Raw genomic sequence first — 18,182 nt, 5'->3', positions numbered from 1 at the left:
GACGGTAGCGCGCAGGACGCTCGTCGGCATTGACTTCGGCCGTCCGGCGTCCTCGAATTTCAGCTTTCGAGTTCCAGCTCTCAGCGACTATTCCGCATCTCCAGCAAGACCGCGGTAAGTACTCCAGCCGTAGATCGTGATCTGACTTAAAGTCATCTACCTTGTGGCGCAACGGACGTACCGTCGGCGGCTGCGCGCCTCGTCGTGGGTGACGCCGCGGCGCGTTGCGATCAGGGGGATGATGGCGCCGCAAAACCTTGTCGTAGCGCTTGTCGGAGCGCGGTGCCGGCTTGGGAGCTGGTGAGGCGCTCGGCGCGGACTTCCTCTCCCGCGGCGTGGCCGAGTGCGATGGTCGCGGCGATGATCCAGCTGGTCGGCAGGGCGGGATCGAAGTCGCCTTCGCGCTGCCCGCGCTCGACGAGCTCGCGGAGCAGCGCGGAGACCGGTTCGTGCCGTTGCCGTTCATCGTGCGGGTCGCGCGCCGGTCTCGAGGCGTCGAGCAGCGCGGGTTCGGATTCGAAGGCCTCCCAGCTGATCTGGATCAGCCGCTGCAGCGCCTGTGCCGCCGAGCCGCGGCTCAGGTCGACGGCTTCGAGCGCCGCGGTGACCCGGTCGGTGGCCCGGTCGGTCAGAGCCCGGGAGAGCGCGTCGCGCGAGGGGAAGTGCGCGTAGACGGTCTGCCGGGTCAGGCCGGCGGCCTTGGCGATCTCCGCCATGCTCGCGCCCGGGTCGCGGGCGAGCACCTTGGCTGCCGCATCGAGGATGGCCGCCACGCTCCGGTCGGCATCGGACCGGCGGCGGCGCTGCCGGTCGCCGTCGTCCCGGCCGGGCGCGCCGTCCTGGTCGCCGCTTAAGTTTGACACAGTTGACAAGGATAGCAGACGAGGTTAGCTTTGACACTCCTGTAAGAATTAATGCCCCGGCGGGCGTTCCCCCGGGGCACTGTCGAAGGACCCTCCATGCGTCGCATAGCTCTGTTCTGCTCGGTCCACGCGCGATGGGTGATCTTGGCATGGGCCTTGGTCGCGGTCGCGGGCATCGCCGTGACCGCCGGCGTGTCCTCGCGGCTCAGCGCCTCTTTCACCCTGCCGGGAGAGCCCGGATACGAAGCCAACCAGGCCATCCTGAGCGCCGTCGGCTCCGGTGGCGCGCAAGACCCCGCGCTGATCGTGGTGGGCGTGCCGCCCGGGCAGGAGGTGACCTCCAGCGCCGTGGCGGCCGCGCTCGCCCGGGGCGACGCGGCGCTCACCAAGGCGCTCACCGTGCCGGGGCGCCACGCCCCGCGCGTGATCTCGTACGCCAGCGCGGGCGACCGCGCTCTGGTCAGCCGAGACCTGCGCACCACGTTCGTGCTGGCGTATCCGCCGAACGACGGTGGCGTCGACGTCAAGCCGCTCGGCCAGAGCGCCGGGGCGATCTATGCCCGGGCCGCGGATCTCGGCCCGGGCACCACGGTCGGAGTGACCGGGATCGGGGAGCTGACCGGCTCCAGCGGCGGCGGGACGGGCGTGCTCGCCGAGACGGCGATCGGCGCCCTGGGCGCCATCCTGATCCTGGGCTTCGTATTCGGGTCCTTCCTCGCCATCCTGCCGCTGATCACCGCGCTGGCCTCGATCCTCACGACCTTCCTGCTCGTCGGGACGCTGACCACCGTCGTGGACGTGTCCGTCTTCGTGCAGTTCATCGTCGCGCTGATCGGCCTGGGCGTCGCGATCGACTACTCGCTGCTGGTGGTGACCCGATGGCGCGAGGAACGCGGCCGCGGCCGCACCAATCAGGACTCGGTTCAGGCGGCGTTGCACACCGCAGGCCGCTCGGTCCTCTACTCCGGGCTGACCGTCGCCCTCGGGTTGCTCGCGCTGGTCGTGCTGCCGGTACCGTTCCTGCGCTCGATCGGCTACGGCGGCGTCCTGATCCCGCTGGTCAGCGTCCTGGTCAGCAGCACCCTGCTGCCCGCCCTGCTCGCCACCGCAGGGCCCTTTCTGGACCGGCCCCGCCGCCGGAACGCGCGCACCGGCCCTTCGCGCGGGTGGAGCGCATGGGCTCGGCTGGTCATCCGCCATCGCAGGATCGCCGCAGTCGCCGGCCTCGCCGTGCTGGCGGCGCTGCTGGTACCCGCGTTCTCACTCGTGGCCGGCGAACCTTCCTCCACCTCGCTCGCCTCCTCGGGCACGACGAGGCAGAACGCCGAGCGGCTCGCCGACGCGTCGATCCCCAGCGGGGTGCTGACCCCGATCCAGATCCTGACCGACCCCGGCCACGCCGACGCCGTCCTCGGCACGACCCGTGCGCTGCCCGGCGTCTACGGCGTCCTGCAGACCGGCACCCTTGCGGATCAGGCGCACGGCGTCGCGGTCATCGACGTACTGCCCGAGCGCGAGACCAACGCGGCCGGCGGGACAATGCTGATCGACCAAGTCCGCAGTGCCACCGCCGGAATGAACACGCAGGTCGGAGGTTCGGGCGCTCAGTTCCAGGCATTCAACCACGCGGTCTACGGCTCGTTTCCGCTCATGCTCGCCCTGATCGCGGTGATCTCCTTGATCCTGCTGACCCGGACCTTCCGCTCCCTCGTCCTGGCGGTCAAAGCCCTGGCTCTCAATGCCCTGAGCGTCGGCGCCACCTACGGCGTCCTCGTGCTGGTCTGGCAGAAGGGCCACGGATCGAGTGCGCTCTGGAACATCGCCGCGACCGGAGCGATCACGAACTTCGTGCCGCTGATGGTCTTCGCGTTCCTGTTCGGGCTGTCCATGGACTACGAGGTCTTCATCCTGGCCCGCATCCGCGAGGCATACGACGCCGACCCGCAGTCCGGCACCGACACCGCGATCGTCGAAGGGCTCGGGCGCACCGGTCGCCTGGTCACCAGCGCCGCCCTCATCCTCGCCCTGTCCTTCTTCGCACTCTCCCAGGCACCGGACACCGACCTCAAAGTTCTCGCCACCGGCCTCGGCGCGGGCATCCTGCTCGACGCCACCATCGTGCGCGCCCTGCTCGTCCCGGCCCTGCTATCCATGTTCGGCCCCTACAACTGGTGGCTCCCCACCCGCTTCGCACGCCTTCTGCACATCCCGCCCAGCTCGCCGCGCCCGCCGGCCCGTCACGAGATTCCGGCCCAGCCCGAGCAGACGGCGCCGACCGTATCAGGAACCTCATGACCGCCCGGCACGCGGTACGACCACCGGGCCCCGCTAGGTCGCCGGCGAGCCGCTCGAGAGAACGCGCGCCACCGCGGCTCGAACGGCAGCCGTTCACTCGATCGTGGCTGCCGCCAGCCTGCGATTCGTCAGACTTATCCGAAATCTCGTGCTACACGTCCGCCGATGGTCGGCCGTCGTGTACTTCCCGGTCCGCAAGGTGACGAAAGCCGAGGTCGAGGTGTCGAGGGACGTGGTGTGGATGGGCCGCCTGGTCCGCCGGATGTTCAAGGGCGCGGCGCTGGCCAACCCGGTTCTTCAGAGCCTGACACCGAGTGAGCCGGCCCGGGCGCACGCCGTGTTTCCGCCGTTCGCGCAGCCGGGCCGGGGGGCTGGACGAGCCTACTGCTCCCCGGTGACGAGGAAGACCAGCCGACGGGCGACGGAGACGGCGTGGTCGGCGAAACGCTCGTAGTAGCGGCTGAGCAGCGTCACGTCGATCGCGGACTCGATGGTGTACGGATTGTCCTGCGAGAGCAGGGTGGTGAACACCTCGCTGTGGAGCCGGTCGACGGCGTCGTCCTCGGACTCGAGCGTGCGGGCCGCATCGACGTCCTGGGCCTCGACGATGTCCGCGACCCGTTGCGCGAGCTGCGTCCCGATCCGGCCCATCCGCTCGAAGACCGGACGCAGTTCCTCGGGCACCGCGTGCTCGGGGTGACGCATCCGGGCGATCTTGGCGATGTGCCGGGCCAGGTCGCCCATGCGCTCCAGGTCGGCGCTCATCCGCAGCGAGGTGACCAGGGTGCGAAGGTCGCCGGCCACCGGCTGCTGGCGGGCCATCAGGTCCAGCGTGCGCACGTCGAGTTCGCGGTGCAGCGCGTCCACGGCGTCGTCCGCGGAGATCACCGCTTCCGCAGTGGCCAGGTCGGCCTCCAGCAGGGCGGTGGTGGCCCGGGACAGGGCCCGGCCCACCAGACCGGCCATCTCGACCAGGGTGTGGCCGACCGAGTCCAGTTGCTCGTGGTATTCGTCGCGCATGGCGCGGGCGCTCCGTTTCTCTTCGCCGTGTGGCGTTTCTCCGAACGCCACACGGTACCGGCCGCAGCGTGCAGCGCGCCGTGGCCGACATGAACGGATGGCAACGGGAAGCTGAATCCTGTCGGCGCGCTCGGCCGGCGCGCGCCGCGGCCATCACTGGGTACTGCAGCGTGATCTACCGTGTGCTAGGCGGAGAGCAGCACCTTCAACGCGCGCGCTTCAGAGCGCCGATCGATGATCTCGCGCGCCGGTAGGCCAGATGCAAGCCTTCTGATTTGCTGGACGAAGCCGCGCGGATACGCCGTGCCGGGCCGAGGAGCGAGATGGCGCAGCAGCTCCGAACGACGAAGACGTCCCAGGCGAAGGCGACGCGAGCTTCTCGCCGTGGCGCCTCGGAGCCTGCTGCGATGGCGATGCAGCAGCCCTCCGGTGTGCGCGGCGTGGTCATCGTGCCTGTCGGTTCGTTCCTGTGCACGATAATCCTGACGTTCGTCATCCCGTCCCTGGCGTGGCTGTGGTGGCTGGTCAGCGGGGTGATCGCCGTGTGGGCGATACTGTCCGGGCCGATCAGACGAGGCAGGCGGGAAGCCGCCGCGGAGCGTGAGCGTCGCGCCGGGATCGCGGAGGCCGACCGGTATCGCCGGCTTGTGTCGCTGGATGCCATGGCCGGCACTGATTTCGAGCGTCACGTGGCCAACCTGTGTCTGCGCGACGGCCTCGTGATCGTACGGTCCGGCGGCGGCGCGGGCGACTTGGGCGCGGACGTGATCGCCAACCTGCCCGACGGTCGCCGCGTGGTCATCCAGTGCAAGCGGTACCGGGCCTCCGGATCCGTCACCGGACCCGAGATGCAACAGTTCCTCGGCACGGTCCGTGCCGAGCACGGCGCCGACGTGGCCTTGTTCGTCACCACCGCACGGCGCTTCACCCGGCAAGCCGCGGAGCTGGCCGGCCGCCACCAGGTCTACCTCATCCAACGCGATCGACTCGCATTCTGGAACAGCGGCACCTCCTTGCCGTCCCTCCTGGCCAGCTGGGAAAACCATCGGGCAACCGGCGAGCGCTGACCAGCGCCGCGAACGTCTGTGCCGACCAGGCCACAGGCCGCGACCAGTGGACTCGCCCGGCTCGAGCCGTCCGCCCATCGAACAGGTGAACGCGTTGACGACGCTTCCCGGCCTATTCATCCTCACCGTCGAAAGAGCCGACGGGGTGCTGATCGCGGATGCCGCCGGTGAGATGGCGCTGTCGGCGCCGAGTATGCGCCCGACCCGGCGCCTTGCGGGCGCACGCGCCAGACGCCGCGGCCTGATCCGACGCTAGTTTGAAGATACGGTTGGAGCGAGTTGATGATCGGCTGGGTGCTCGCCGCTTCGCGTCGCCCGGGTTTCATCGATCCACCCGTCCACCTGCCGGGAGGTCAAGCGGCGGTGGCCCCCGCGTGCTGTTTTCCTTATTGCACGCCACGGAGACGCTCACCAGATGGAGGCGTCCCTCCACGAGCCGTAATCGGCGGACAGATTCATCCGCGGCGCATATCGCGATGGCTCACGGACAGAGGTCGGCTGGGACGCAGTTGTCGGGGTTGTTGGAGGCGACGAGGGTGCGTGTCAGTGTGCTGGTCGCGCTGGCGGCCTGGTAGATTCCGCCGCCGCTGCCGGGGGTGGGGGCGGCGGTGTTGCGGGTGATGGTGCTGTCGGTCGCGGTCATTGTGCCGGCGCCGTTGTAGATGCCGCCACCGGTGTATCGGGCGGTGTTGTCGGTGACGTAGCTGTGGGTCAGAGTGACGGTGCCGCCGAAGTTGTAGATTCCGCCGCCTTCGCCGATCTCGTACTCGGCGGTGTTGTGGCTGACGGTGCTGGCCTGGAGGGTCAGAGTGCCGCCGTCGTTGAAGATTCCGCCCCCGCGTGGGGAGGTGTTGCCGGTGACGGTGCTGGTGTTCAGGGTCACGGTGCCGCTGTAGCTGTTGATTCCGCCGCCGCGGTCCGCGTCTCCGCCGGTGATGGTCAAGCCTTGGAGGGTGCTCGTGCTGCTGTCGATGGTGAACACGCTTGCGTGTGTGCGGCGCCGGCCTTCGACGGTGACGGTGCCGGGGACGGCTTCGACGGTTAGTGAGGCCAGGGCGGGGGCGTCGATCTCGTCGTTCTCCGTGTACGTCCCGGCGGCGACGACGACGGTGACGGCGTCTCCGGTGTAGGTGGCGGCATTGTGGATGGCGTAGTAGAGATGCCGGCAAGGGTGGGCGCGCGCGGTGCAGGCGTTGTCGGCGTCGTGGCCGTTGGTGGCCACGTACAGCGTCTTCGCTTCCGGCGCCGACGCGTACGCGGCGGGTGACGCGGCTACGATCGCCGCGAGGGCCGCGGCTGCGGCGGTGGCGGGCCGGCTGAGAGGCGGTCTCATCTCGCGGCGTTCCTTTCGGTGGGGTAGCGGGTCGGTCGCGGTCAGGCTCGCTCGATCGTCCACGGGCGCATCAGGTCGTCGTCTTCGTGTTCGAGGATGTGGCAGTGGTGGATGTAGGTCGCGGGGAATTCGGCGCCGCTGCCCGGGATCCCCGCGAGCGTCTCCGTCGGCGGATCGAACTCCTGGATGACGATCCGGGTGACCATCTCCGCGTACGCCTTGACGGTGTCCTTGCGGCACAGCGCCTCGTCCGGGTCCGGCGGGATCGGGGGACCGGTGAAGTAGTCCGCCAGCACCGGCAGGTCTGCCGGACGGCGGCCGCCGTCGATCCACCTCTCGTAAGCCGCCTGATAGCCGAACGCGTCGATCGGCTGCCGGTTGAGCACTTGGAAGTTGACCAGGTGCACGTGCATCGGGTGGGCGTCGTGGTTGGGGTTGATGTACTCCCAGATCTCGGTCGAGCCCGCTTCGATGAAGTCCTGGGACGGCGCGGCGAACGGCACCGCGTTGAGCGTCATGGTGGCGAACATCTCATGCTGGTAGATGACCCACTCCCGGCGGCGGGTGTCCGCGGCGACCTGGATCGGTTCGACCGCCGGGAGGTTCAACTCCCGCGGTCGCCTCGTCCGATCGGGGCCGGAGAGCGGCTTGGTGACCTGGAACTGCATGATCTCGCTGATCTCCGGTCCGACGCCGCCGGGGAAGTGGACCGGTGCGTTGTAGTTCGTCAGCGTGACGTTCGTGCCCATGGGCAGGTCGCTGAAGTCGACGATCAGGTCGTAGCGCTCAGCGGAGGAGAAGAGGAAGTTGAGCATGCGCAGCGGGGCGCGGAAGCCGCCGTCGGTTCCGATCAGCCAGAACGGGAGTACCCGCTCGGGCAGCACGCCCGGCGGGACGGCGAATTTCAGCCGCCAGAAGCGCTCGTTGGAGGCGTTGAGGAAGCGCAGTCGGTAGCGTCGCGGTTCGACGGCCAGGAACGGAAATGCCTTTCCGTTGACGACCGGGGTGTCCTCGCCCTCGCGCTCGGTCATGGTGTACGCGAGCGAGCCGTCGGGGTGGAAGGTGCGGTCCTGCAGGATCAGGGGAACCTCGAACTCACCCTGCGGCAGTCCGAGCGACGCCTCGGCGGGATCGCGGACGAGGTACAGCCCGGCCAGACCCGCGTAGACGTTGACGCTGGTGAGCCCCATGCCGTGGTCGTGGTACCAGAGCATCGAGGGGTGCTCGTGGTTGGTGTAGCCGAAGATCGCCTCATTGGGTTTCACGCGGCTCGGGTCCAGGGTCGAGTAGGACTCGGCGTGGACGCCGTCGGGGCTGAAGGACTGTTTCGGCATGCCGTCGGACTGCGGTGCGGTGTAGCCGCCGTGCTTGTGCACGACGTTCCACACGTTGACGTTCGCGGGGAAAGGCATTTCGGTCTGGTAGGGAGGCGGGGGGATCGGGGTGAGCTGAGCGTTTCCGCCGCGGATCTGGTCGACCACGTACTGGAACAGGTGGGTGGTCGGCAGCTGGTTGCGGGTCATCAGGACGATCGGCCGGTCCACGGTCGCGTTGATGGTCGGGCCCAGATAGCCCATGCCGATCGGCTTGCTCAGGTCGTTCGGGTCGGCGGCCCAGTAGCCCCATACCCTCGCCGGCCCGAGATCGCGGTGGAACCGCCAGGTGCCCGGCCGCATCGCGATGTCGTAGTAGTCGGCGCCCGGATACACCGAGGGGTCCGGGACAGCCGTCAGCGGCAGTGGCAGCGGGTCGACGTACTTCGCCAGCGGAGGAGTCTGCGGGATCGAAGCGTCCGCAGACATCGCTCCGTCAGCAGAGGCCTTCGGGCGCCCGGCCGCGAACGCGGCCGCCTGCGCTCCCGGCGCACCTCGTCCCAGCACTGCCGCGCTCCCCATGGCGCCGGCCGCGAGAAATCTCCTGCGCTCAACCATCGTCTCCAGCCTTCACTCGCCTCACCTGGCGCTTAAAGGAATACAAGGCTGGTTCCGGCTGCTTCAGCGGCACGCCGGAAGTCGTGCGAGAGTCACCCGATGAGCCGAGCCGGGCAGGGGCTCGACATATATCAGGGTAGGAGTATATTGCCACAATCTCGACTCGTGGTGGATCGGTCACCGCGGGCCCCGGCGGGCGACGTCGCGCCGCATCCCGGTGGGGCTGTCAGGGTGACCTTCCAGCTCGGGTCCCTCGGCAAGCGGAGGTCGAGCGCTAGAAAACCAGACATGAAACCTCTGACGCGCATCCTCGTGCCGACGATCGTCGCCGGCGGCATCGCTCTCGCCGGCGCTATGCCCGCGGCGGCCACTCCTGCGGGTCCTGCCATCCCGCACCTCGTGCCACACCACGACGGCCGGAGCGCTGGGCCGAGGTCAGCCGATCTGGCCTGCCGGGTGTTCGTCGAACAGGACGACTTCTTGTTCCCACTCAACAAGAACGGCATCACCAAGTCGCCGAATGAGATCAAGGGCGCCACGGTGGGCTGCTCGTCGCCGAACGGCGAGTTCGCCCGCGGCAACCGCCACCACCACCCCGTCCTCCTGTCGAGCAGCTACACCTCGGTCGGCGGGCCCTCGGTGAACAACGTCACCGAGCTCAACCACGACTGCACCAGCATCGCGCAGAACGCCATGCTCGAATTCACCTGGAACACCGGCGATAGGAGCATCGGCCGCCTCACCATCGACGCCGCCGGAAACGTGACCTCGAAGATCCTCGCCGGCGTGATGACGGGCGACAGCTTCACCTTCACCGGCCCGGCGGTCGACCACATCGACTCTTACGTGACCTACCTGGGCTCATGTAGCGCCAGTCGTACTTCCGGCGAAGAGGACGGCTTCATCTTCAACTCCTGGCTGCCCGGCGCAACCGGCTCGAACGGCCACGAGATCGGTCTCACCTTCACCCACAAGTGACCTTCGTCAGGACTCGGCCACCGTCACCCGATTTCGCCCGGCCTCCTCGGCCGCGTACATAGCGTCGTCGGCGGTGCGCGGCCGCCTTAAGCTCGAGCGCCTCGAGCAGTTCGCGCCGGTTGGCCTTCGTCGCCATGGCCACGGGCTTGATCGCGCAGACCGGCAAGGGCGCAGTGACCGGTTGAACTCGTGACGCGTAGCGTCGACGCCCGCAACCGGCAGGAACCTGCTGTCGGGGGTGGCAGGGTTCGGATGAACGGCTTCAGGATGCGCGGCCGGTCAAGGCTTCCGAGCGGGCCAGGTCCATCCGTTCCAGCGTCGTCCAAAGCGCTGCGCGCCCGGCCTCGTCAGGTTCGCCGGCGGTCATCTCGGCCATCATCAGCTCAGCCGCCATCGCCACCACCAGGCGCGCGGCGGCGCGTGGGTCCGGCCAGCCCATCGCCTCCAGGTCGGGCTCGGCCAACTCCACGAAGACCGCGTTGCGCGCGTCCACCTTCGCGGCCACGCCCGGCGCGTTGCGCACCTCCAGGGCAAGGGCCTTGACGCCGCGGTGCCGCATGGACGATTCGAAGTAGGCCTCGATCATCTGGCGCAGTCTGCGCCAGCTCGGCGCGTGCCCGTCCATGGCCGCTGCGACCGCGGCGCCGGACTGCTCGGTATAGCGCCGGTGCAAGGCGTCGAGAAAAGCGTCGCGATCGGCGAAGTGTACGTAGAAGGTGCCTTTGGCGACCCCGGCGCCGGCGACCACCCGGTTCACACTCATCCCGGACAGGCCGTGCTCTTCGGCCACCCTCAAGCCCGCGTCGAGCAACGCATCCCTGGTCGCCAGCGCTGCTTCGGCCCGTGCGGTCATGCCGTACAGGATACGCGCAGCTTGGGCGACGGTTCGTTGACCGCGGTCTCCACCGTCGGATAGAGTGACCGACCGGTCGGTCATCCAAATTGGCCGATCACTTCAGAACGCCGGTTTCCCTCCGACAGAGGCGGTTCCATGCGCGCAGCGGTAGTCCACCAGCACGGCCTCGCCCCCGAACTGGTCGAGCATCCGGATCCGGTTCCGGCCCCGGGCCGCAGCCTGATCCGGATCACGGCGGCGGCCGTCAACCCGATCGACGTGACCATCTCCGCCGGCAAGCACCCGCTGGGCCGCCCGGCCCTTCCCCACGTGCCCGGGATCGAGGGCGCGGGCGTGGTCGTCGAGAGCGAGACCCTCACGCCCGGCGCCCGGGTGCGCGTGCAGGTGCCCGGCGGATTCGTCGGCGGGACCCTCGCGGAACTCGTACTCGTCCCCGATGCCGCCTGCCTGCCCGTCGCGGACGGAGTCGAGGACGACCAGGCGGCCGCCCTCGGCGCGGTCGGTATCAGTGCCCTGGTGGCGCTCGAAGACCTCGCCGCGCTGCGGGCCGGCGAATCCGTGCTCGTCCTCGGCGCGACCGGGGCTCTCGGCCGGGTGTCAGTGCAGCTGGCAAGGGCATTGGGCGCGCAGACGGTGCTCGCCGTGGGGCGTACCGCCGAACGGCTGGCATCGCTGCCTCCGGCGGCCGACGGGGGACCCGACGCGACGATCCTGCTCGATGCCACCGATCCGCAGGACCTGAGGCGACGGCTGGCCGAGGCCGGCGGCCCGGTGGATGTGGTCATCGACTCGCTGTGGGGCCCGTACGCCATGCCCGCGCTGTCCGGACTCGCTTTCCGCGGACGCTACGTCAACCTCGGCCAGAGCGCCGGCGCAGAAGCCGCCGTGGACTCAGGACTGCTCCGGCACCAGTGGATCAGCCTCACCGGGCTCAGCGGAGCGGCGATCCCACCCGATCGGGCCCGAGCCGCTTTCGCCTACCTGATGAAGCTCGCCGCCTCGGGCCGGCTGAGCCTGCCGACCCACGTCCACAAACTCGACGACGTCGCACGCGCGTGGCAGGCGCAGGCGGTCGGATCACCCGGCGCGAAGTTGATCGTCCGCCCCTGACTCTGATCAGGGCCGTCGCCGGGCTGGGCGGGGGAACGCTTCGGTGAGCAACGAATCCGACCCCGTGAACCGCGCGGGGCGTGACGACGCCGCACGTCTGCACCGCCTGTTCGAGTTCTTCGGCGCGACCCAGTGCCACGGCCGATCAGCCGTCGATGAGACGCTCAGCCGAGCAGCGGCGGCCGACTCCGCACTGCTCGGCCTGCTCCTGGACACACCTGGCGAGCAGCGTCGGCCGAGTCTGCTGTTCGTGAAGCGATCCGCGAGGCCCTGCGACACGGCGCGACGCAGACGAACGAGACCTAGCGCTGCATTGCCCTGCGCCTGGGTCTGGAACATGTGCGCCGGCGTTGGCCGGGACCGGTAGCCCTCGTGGAGGTCGGCGCTAGCGCCGGGCTGAATCGACCAGCACCCGATCGACCTCACCAGGCGAACGGCCCTGGCATGGCTGGAGGCGTTCATCTGGCCGCAGGACGCTGCTGAGCTACCTCGGCGCCGACGCCCGCTCCGCCTTCGTCGCCCAACTCGACGCGATAGCGCGTACCGGGCGGCGCGTGGCGTGGGTGTTCTGCGAGGCGCCAGGCCTGCTGGCCACGACGGACCTCCAGATCGCGGCGCTGAACGGTCCGGTCGGGCAGCGGAAGAATCTGTGCGCGCTCGGCGTCAGTCTTCGCGGTACAGGAAACGACGACACGCTGCTGGCGCTCGCGGACCCGTACTTGCGCTGGCTCGAACCGCGCTGAGCGCCCGATCAATTCAGGGTCTGTACCGGAGCCCATGAGTGGGGCCGGTAGTCGAGACTAGTTGTTGACGGTGGTGCGGTCTTCCTAGTACAGGGTGGCGTGTTGATCACGCTTCCAGCCGACGGTCTGCCGTCGGCGTTCTTCCGGTTAGGCCGGTGGTCCCGGATGGCGAGGTGGCGGCCCTTGAGCGCGGCGTCCGGAACGGGGAAGTGCCCGCCGCGGCGGTGGCCTGTCGGAACCGGGTGTTGGGGACTCTATCGCGTTGGTAGTGTAGATCAGGCGCCTGATCTGAGGTGGGAAGGCGAGGAACGGGTTGAACGCCTCCCACGAGCTCTGTTCTGAGGCCGAGCGACCACCAGAGTTCGATGGATCTGGTGGCTTGACCGAGCGCGGCAGCCCGGCGCCGACGTCCGCCCAGCTCGGTTCCTCTCATCGGAGAGGGGATGAGATCGAGGCCCGGGCCGCGGGTCACCGGATGAGCACGTGGATGCGCGGAGTGCTGGCAGCGTCCCGCGAGTGGGACGAGTACCGGCGCGGCCTCAGCCGTTTCCACGCGCTGATGCCCGGTGTCCCCGCCTGCCTCGGCCGGCGGGGCCCTACGAGCAGCCCGCGGGAATGGACTCGATCAGGTTCCTGAGTGGCTTCGCGGGGATGGCATCCAGGTCGTATCCCGGGTTGTCCATCGCCCACGCCACTTGCATGCAGTAACCGGGATCGGTCACCGCGATCTGCTCCAGCCAGGAGAGCATGGGGGTGCAGTCGGTGTGGTTCACCTCCCCGTATTCATCGACCTTGGGCACCTGGTCTGGGGAGAGGTAACGCACGAACAGGTCCTGGTCATCGACCAGCGAGCAGGACGGTGAAGGCGCGGCGCTCGTGGCCGCCACCGCCGCGACCGACCCCGCCGGCCGCGCTCCCGTCGCCCCGCTCGATCCGCCGCACCCAGCCAGGGCCGGCAAGCCGGTGAGGGCGAACACGAGCCAGGAGGCGCGCGGCGAGAGACGAGCCCGGCCCGGCTCCGGGTACTGCGGGAAACGGCCGGGACCCGGCCTCTGGCGCGCCATGCGGACTCCTTCGAAGGTGCGACGACGGCCGGGACCATATCCGCGGACCCGACCCGCCGTCAGGGCGACTCACGCTCCGTGATCGGACCGCGACGCTATGTTCGAGCGTGTTCGAAGTTTGATCGTGCAACGGCCGTATGGGCGCGGCGCGGCAACCCGGTCCTCCTACCCGAACCGCCAGCCAGCGGGCACAGGCAGGACGATCTGTGTGCGCGCCGCCGCGGAGTCGTTGGGGCGCACGGCGAAGGTCGAGCCGATCGGGGTCCGGGAAGGCGACCGGGTCCCGGTTGCCGATGGTGTTGGCGAGGATCAGGCCCTCGCCCGTGCGGATGACCTGGCCGTCCAGTTCGATGTCCTCGAGCAGGGCCCGGCGCAGTCCGGCTTGCACGACGCTGAGATTCCGCAACAGCTCTTCGACCGCGTTGGCGAATCTCTGTGCAGGTCCAGCGCCGCGCGCGGGCGGCCGAGCTCGCCCGGGTGCTGGAGAAGCGCGAACGTGCCGAGCGCGATCATGTGCGCGGTGGTCTCGTGCCCAGCCACCAGCAGCAGTACGGCCATCTGCGTCACGTCATCGTCGATCAGTTCACCGGTCCCGATCCGTCCGGCGAGCAGGGAGAGCACGCCGTCGTCCGGTTCGGTCAGCTTCCGGCTGACGAGCTCGTTGAGGTAGTCGGACAGGCGGGAGCGAAAGGCTTCCCGCTCCTCCTTGCCGGCGCTCGCTCGGATCAGGATTTTGCTTTCTTCCTGGAAGAGGGTGACGGCTTGTTGAGCGCTTTGACGAACAAAACGCTGGTGTCGGTGGGCAGAGGTCCGTGGTGTCAACGTCTCGTGAAAACTGACCCCGTGCGGGCTCGCGGCATCCTGATCGAGCAGGCATCATGACCCGGCGCTACATCATCTGGCACGACCGCCACCGCGAGGACCAGCGGCCACGTCGCATCATCGCCCGGGCGAACGTGGCCTGACTCCAGTGCCCGGACGATCATCGCGACGGCCGTCGCCGCGTCCCCGGCCTCGGCCTGATCCGAGGCCCCAATGAAGAACGTGGGCTGCCCATCCGGATACGTATCCACCTGTGATCCACCCCGGCTTCTGAGGCGGCCGTGAAGCAAGGTTTGCAGGCTGGTGTTCGAAGGCTGAGCCTTGAGCAGTTGGCAGGTGAGCACATCTTCAACGCCGAAGAGCTCGGCTGTTCCTGTGGCCGCTGCATGGTGATGACGGGCGTGTGCGGACGGCGCGCGGGGGAGTACCGCCCGTCAGCTTCCGTGGATTTGCTGGAGTTGCGCGAAGCGGGTGAGCGCGTGCTGCAGCGCCCGTGCGAGGACCGGGCGGGCGAGGACGAAGCCGTACGCCCCGAGTCTGCCGCCGGGAATCTCATAGCGCTCATGCCACGTCAGGGTCGAACCGTCGGACTCCTCGGCCACCGGGACGATCTCGAAGGTGGTCAAGCCCCGCACGATCTTGCCGGTGTGGCGCATCACGCAGCGGGTCGGCGGCCTCCACTCGGTCACCTCCATCGGGTCCGCGAAGCCCAGGCGGCCGAACCCGGTGTACGCCACGATCCGACCGCCCACCGCCCTGCCGTCGCCGTCGACCGTCTGCACGGTTGTCGCCGGCATCCATTCATCATGCGCCGGCCAGTCGGTCAGCGCGTCCCACACCGCCTGTGCACCGGCGCGCACTCGCACGCTCACGGCCACCTCGTGCGTGCTGTTCACGCCCGAGCCCCGTCGCCGGAGACGGCCTCGTAGGTCCCGAGGCCGTAAGCCAGGTGGGGCAGCGCGTCGGAGAGCCAGTCACCCACGGACCAGGAGCGTGGATCGCTCACGCCCAGCCGCACTATCGGGAGGTTGCCGGCGGCCATCGCGAGTGCGGCTACGGTCGCAGCGCCTGCCCACAACGGCAGGCGCACACCCATTCGGCGCAGCCCGGCGCTCAGCACGCCGACCCCGGTGCCCACCGCGATTCCGCTGAGCGCGCCCAACCCGGTCACCCGGGCCTGCCGGTCGGGGCCCGCGCCTGGGATACACACGTTCGCCCGGGCCGCCACGGCCTCGGCTGTCTCCTCTGGAGTCGTGCTGGAGGGGCGGCCGCGCACTGCCATATCCAGGTGGGTTGCCCCGTTGAGCGCGCACGTGCCCGCGGCGCCGGCCATGACGCCTCGCACGATCGTGTTCATCATGCGCGGCTGGTACCCGACGTTCCGGCTCTTCACGCGATCGCGGCGGGAGGGAAAGGATAGTCTCCCCGAAAGGAGCAGATCGCCCGGCCTGGGGCGTCGCGCGGAATCTGATCCCTCTGCTGGGTGCCTCTCACGCCTTTGTGTAAGGAAACAATGTCGGAATGCCGACCTCCTGATGGTATTAGCCGGGGGAGGTCGGCATTGCCGTTCTTGCCGCGCCGCGCCGCGCCGGGCACGCACTTGCTGCTGCGGTCGGCGCCGCCGCTCGATCGTGCTCTGTCCTACTCGGTCCGCAGCGCGGTAGCGGTCCGGGTCCGCGCCGCCCATCTGGCCGGCAGCAGTGCGCCGAGCAGGGCAATCACGATCCCGCCGGCCAGCAGGGGGATGAGCAGCCCGGCGGTGTAGACGTGGGACACGCTCGGCGGCAGGTGCCGGCCGATCGCGTTCCCCATCGGGGTCAGCGTCGCCTTCTCCACCGCCACCCCGAGCGGGACCCCGATCAACCCGGCGATCAGGCCGGTGAGGGTCACCGAGGTCAGAACCATCGCAATGGTCTGCTTGGGTGTCATCCCGAGGGCCTTGAAGATCCCCAGATCATGAACCCGCTCCCGGGTGTCCTGCACCACCATGCTCAGCACGCCGAGCGCGGCGATCGCCGTCATCATCAGCGTGAGTGTGGCCACCAGGGCGCCCATGGTGATCACGATGATGTTCTTGCCCCCGCCCGAGTTCGGCTGGACCGAGGCGTTCAGGGGGGTCAGCGCGGCGACGGCCGAGGCGGACCAGTGCGCTCCGTCGACGTTCGCGGCCAGCTCGACGTTGAACTGGTCGATGTGCGGGGTCAGGCCCGCGGCGGTGAAGGTGGCCGCATCCGTCATGACTGTGTAGTCGCCCTGATTGGTGTCGAAGTTGACGCCGACGACCTTCAGTGTCAGTTGCTTGTTCTGCTGCATGACGGTGACGTCGTCACCGACGTGGATCCCCACCGTCGAGGCCAGCTTGTCGCCGACCACGGCCTCGCCGGGGGCCGAGTACCAGCGACCGATCAGCAGTTCCATGCCCGTCCAGGAGAAGTCGCCGGCGGTCGTGAACACCTTCGCCGTTTCGCCGCCCGGTGGGGCGCCGACCATGGTCGCGCCGCTGTCGCCCCAGCCGAACGCGGCCTTCGTGCCCGGGATCCCGGCGAGCGCGGCGGCCACCTTGGCGGCCCCTGCACCGTCCAGGTGCACGTTGCGCGGGTCGTTGGGGCCGTAGAAATCCCCGGACCGCCACTGGCCCGCGTCGGCGCTGGGGATCACGAACTCCGACGCGACGCTGAAGCCCGAGGTGCTGGCGTCCAGGTACCTGTTGAACCCGGTCTCCAGCCCTACCGCGAACGTGACGCTCACGACGCCGAACAGCACCGCCGTACCGACCAGCACGGCCCGGGCCGGCCGGGCGAACGGCTGGGCCAGCCCCAGCGACACGGCCCGGGGCAGCGGCAGCCGCGAGGCCAGACGCTGCGCAGCCTGACCGCCCCCGGCCATGGGGGCGTGGCCGACCACCAGAGCTCTCACCGCCGACATCCGGCCGGCCCGCAGTGCCGGGATCAGAGCCGTGACGCCGACGATCAGCAGGGCGCCCAGCGGCATCACGGCGCTGACCCACAAGGGAATCGAGGCACTGGCCGCGCCGAGCTGCTTGGTGGCCCCGCCCAGGATCGGCACAGCCAGGAGGTTGCCGAACACCGTGCCGAGCACCGCGCCGAGTGTCGCCGGGATCATGGCCTGCGCGGTGTGGGCGCGGGCCACCTGCGAAGGGGTGAAGCCCAATGACTTGATGATTCCGATGCGCCGGATTCCCGAGGCCACAGCCCCGCTGACCACGATCGAGATGATCAGCACCGACATGAACAGCCCGAGTATCGCGAAGGCGATCAGGAACGGCACGTAGGCCTTGGCGTTGCCGGTCGCCTGCTGTTCCGTGGTCAGGTACGACTGTGCGGACTCGACCGACCCGGCCGGCGCGGCGGCGGACACCGCCTGCTTGTCGGCGGCGATGTCGGCGCCGGTCCCGGCCTTGGCGAACCGGTAGAGCATCTGCTCGTCAGACTTGGCGCCGGCAGCGGTGAGCCGTGCGAAACCGTCGGCTGTGACGAAGCCGGTCGCGCTGCTGGTCACCGAGTCGGCGAAGCCGACGACCTTGAACGAGGGCTTGTCCGGCAGGGAGGAGAACACCACCGAAGCGCCGAGGCAGCCGGCGGCATACTGATTCCACGGCAGGGCGATCTCACCCGGGCTCATCGGCCAGCGCCCCCGGGTCAGCGCCAGCTGGTCCATCCCGGAGGTGCGACCCGGGTCGGGCCGGGTGGTGACGGTGATCGGACCGGTGTCGTGGCCCGCGAAATCCTTGTCGGGGCAGTCCGTGCCGATCGTCGTGTCCAGGGCGGCGGCGATCGGGTACGGTCCGGCCGCCTCGGTGACGCCGGCCGCGTGCGCGGTGGTGGCGGCCTGCGCGGCCGTGACCTTCGAACCGTCGAACTGGACCGCCAGGTGCGCCCCGTTCCGAGCACTGAAAGCGTGGTCGAACGGGGCCTGTACGACGGCCAGCAGGCCGAGGGAGAGTACCGAGGACGTCACCGCGGCGAACGTCGTCAGGGCCATGACGAGGGACTGGACCCGACGCCGGCCCACGCCGGAGCGCACGACCTTGCCCAAGGCGCTCACCGGCTCACCGCCGGCAGCAGGCGGGCCGCGGCCCG

Annotated in this window: 16 protein-coding genes and 2 pseudogenes; 7 read left to right on the top strand and 11 right to left on the bottom strand. The window is 69.4% G+C overall.

Annotated elements, in window-relative coordinates:
• Positions 1-230 precede the first annotated feature (230 nt).
• Positions 231-863: a TetR/AcrR family transcriptional regulator gene (locus tag ACTRO_RS07665; RefSeq protein WP_063627939.1), complete on the bottom strand. Its 633-nt coding sequence runs from the start codon at positions 861-863 to the stop codon at positions 231-233.
• A gap of 96 nt (positions 864-959) precedes the next feature.
• Between ACTRO_RS07665 and ACTRO_RS07660 the strand changes: the two genes are divergently transcribed.
• Positions 960-3,158, top strand: a complete 2,199-nt coding sequence (locus tag ACTRO_RS07660) for an MMPL family transporter (RefSeq protein WP_034262330.1) — start codon at positions 960-962, stop codon at positions 3,156-3,158.
• Between the two features lie 381 nt (positions 3,159-3,539).
• Here the strand turns inward: ACTRO_RS07660 and phoU are convergent, their stop codons facing one another.
• Complete coding sequence (phoU, locus tag ACTRO_RS07650) at positions 3,540-4,178, bottom strand: phosphate signaling complex protein PhoU (RefSeq protein WP_034262324.1); 639 nt, start codon at positions 4,176-4,178, stop codon at positions 3,540-3,542.
• A gap of 407 nt (positions 4,179-4,585) precedes the next feature.
• Between phoU and ACTRO_RS07645 the strand changes: the two genes are divergently transcribed.
• Positions 4,586-5,245 (top strand): restriction endonuclease, encoded by a 660-nt coding sequence (locus ACTRO_RS07645; protein ID WP_211244154.1) that lies wholly within the window; start codon positions 4,586-4,588, stop codon positions 5,243-5,245.
• Between the two features lie 481 nt (positions 5,246-5,726).
• Here the strand turns inward: ACTRO_RS07645 and ACTRO_RS43010 are convergent, their stop codons facing one another.
• Together ACTRO_RS43010 and ACTRO_RS07630 are read right to left on the bottom strand one after the other, a co-directional pair.
• Entirely contained in the window at positions 5,727-6,578 is an 852-nt protein-coding gene (locus tag ACTRO_RS43010; RefSeq protein ID WP_157435916.1) for a right-handed parallel beta-helix repeat-containing protein, read from the bottom strand.
• 41 nt (positions 6,579-6,619) lie between these two features.
• Positions 6,620-8,380 carry a multicopper oxidase family protein gene (locus ACTRO_RS07630; protein WP_211244153.1) on the bottom strand — a complete coding sequence of 587 codons (1,761 nt, stop codon included), beginning with the start codon at positions 8,378-8,380 and terminating at the stop codon, positions 6,620-6,622.
• A gap of 417 nt (positions 8,381-8,797) precedes the next feature.
• Here ACTRO_RS07630 and ACTRO_RS07625 point away from each other — a divergent pair, with 417 nt between their 5' ends.
• On the top strand, positions 8,798-9,487 hold the full coding sequence (locus ACTRO_RS07625) for a hypothetical protein (RefSeq protein WP_034262319.1): 690 nt from the start codon (positions 8,798-8,800) through the stop codon (positions 9,485-9,487).
• Between the two features lie 262 nt (positions 9,488-9,749).
• Here the strand turns inward: ACTRO_RS07625 and ACTRO_RS07620 are convergent, their stop codons facing one another.
• Positions 9,750-10,340: a TetR/AcrR family transcriptional regulator gene (locus tag ACTRO_RS07620; protein WP_051450471.1), complete on the bottom strand. Its 591-nt coding sequence runs from the start codon at positions 10,338-10,340 to the stop codon at positions 9,750-9,752.
• Between the two features lie 138 nt (positions 10,341-10,478).
• On the opposite strand from ACTRO_RS07620, the gene ACTRO_RS07615 reads away from it, so the two are divergent.
• The 3 genes from ACTRO_RS07615 to ACTRO_RS07610 all read left to right on the top strand — a co-directional run bounded on the left by ACTRO_RS07615 (position 10,479) and on the right by ACTRO_RS07610 (position 12,196).
• Positions 10,479-11,453, top strand: coding sequence for a quinone oxidoreductase family protein (locus tag ACTRO_RS07615; RefSeq protein WP_034262316.1), 975 nt, complete (start codon positions 10,479-10,481; stop codon positions 11,451-11,453).
• Between the two features lie 312 nt (positions 11,454-11,765).
• Positions 11,766-11,936 carry a hypothetical protein gene (locus tag ACTRO_RS51360; protein ID WP_157436805.1) on the top strand — a complete coding sequence of 57 codons (171 nt, stop codon included), beginning with the start codon at positions 11,766-11,768 and terminating at the stop codon, positions 11,934-11,936.
• Between the two features lie 71 nt (positions 11,937-12,007).
• Positions 12,008-12,196 (top strand): hypothetical protein, encoded by a 189-nt coding sequence (locus ACTRO_RS07610; RefSeq protein ID WP_034262312.1) that lies wholly within the window; start codon positions 12,008-12,010, stop codon positions 12,194-12,196.
• A gap of 8 nt (positions 12,197-12,204) precedes the next feature.
• On the opposite strand, the pseudogene ACTRO_RS51355 reads toward ACTRO_RS07610, so the two are convergent.
• The 3 genes and pseudogenes from ACTRO_RS51355 to ACTRO_RS51350 form a co-directional block, all read right to left on the bottom strand.
• Positions 12,205-12,526: pseudogene (locus tag ACTRO_RS51355) on the bottom strand (transposase); the annotation flags it as partial.
• Positions 12,527-12,792: 266 nt separating this feature from the next.
• Positions 12,793-13,260, bottom strand: coding sequence for a hypothetical protein (locus ACTRO_RS49540; protein ID WP_034262308.1), 468 nt, complete (start codon positions 13,258-13,260; stop codon positions 12,793-12,795).
• 250 nt (positions 13,261-13,510) lie between these two features.
• A pseudogene (locus ACTRO_RS51350) lies at positions 13,511-13,672 on the bottom strand (cytochrome P450); the annotation flags it as partial.
• Between the two features lie 23 nt (positions 13,673-13,695).
• Between ACTRO_RS51350 and ACTRO_RS46990 the strand changes: the two are divergent.
• On the top strand, positions 13,696-14,142 hold the full coding sequence (locus ACTRO_RS46990; RefSeq protein WP_157435914.1) for a hypothetical protein: 447 nt from the start codon (positions 13,696-13,698) through the stop codon (positions 14,140-14,142).
• A 374-nt stretch (positions 14,143-14,516) separates the two neighbouring features.
• On the opposite strand, the gene ACTRO_RS07595 is transcribed toward ACTRO_RS46990, so the two are convergent.
• The 3 genes from ACTRO_RS07595 to ACTRO_RS07585 form a co-directional block, all read right to left on the bottom strand.
• Positions 14,517-14,978, bottom strand: a complete 462-nt coding sequence (locus ACTRO_RS07595) for an SRPBCC family protein (protein WP_034262303.1) — start codon at positions 14,976-14,978, stop codon at positions 14,517-14,519.
• Positions 14,975-15,442: a hypothetical protein gene (locus ACTRO_RS07590; RefSeq protein WP_034262299.1), complete on the bottom strand. Its 468-nt coding sequence runs from the start codon at positions 15,440-15,442 to the stop codon at positions 14,975-14,977. Before ACTRO_RS07590 ends, ACTRO_RS07595 begins: the two co-directional genes overlap by 4 nt.
• Positions 15,443-15,723: 281 nt before the next feature.
• On the bottom strand, positions 15,724-18,147 hold the full coding sequence (locus ACTRO_RS07585) for an ABC transporter permease (RefSeq protein WP_034262296.1): 2,424 nt from the start codon (positions 18,145-18,147) through the stop codon (positions 15,724-15,726).
• Positions 18,148-18,182: the final 35 nt, after the last annotated feature.

It is taken from the genome of Actinospica robiniae DSM 44927, assembly GCF_000504285.1.
Taxonomy (GTDB): Bacteria; Actinomycetota; Actinomycetes; order Streptomycetales; family Catenulisporaceae; genus Actinospica; species Actinospica robiniae.
The sequence above is the reverse complement of the archived record's forward strand: the minus strand, read 5'-3'. Positions and strand labels throughout refer to the sequence as shown.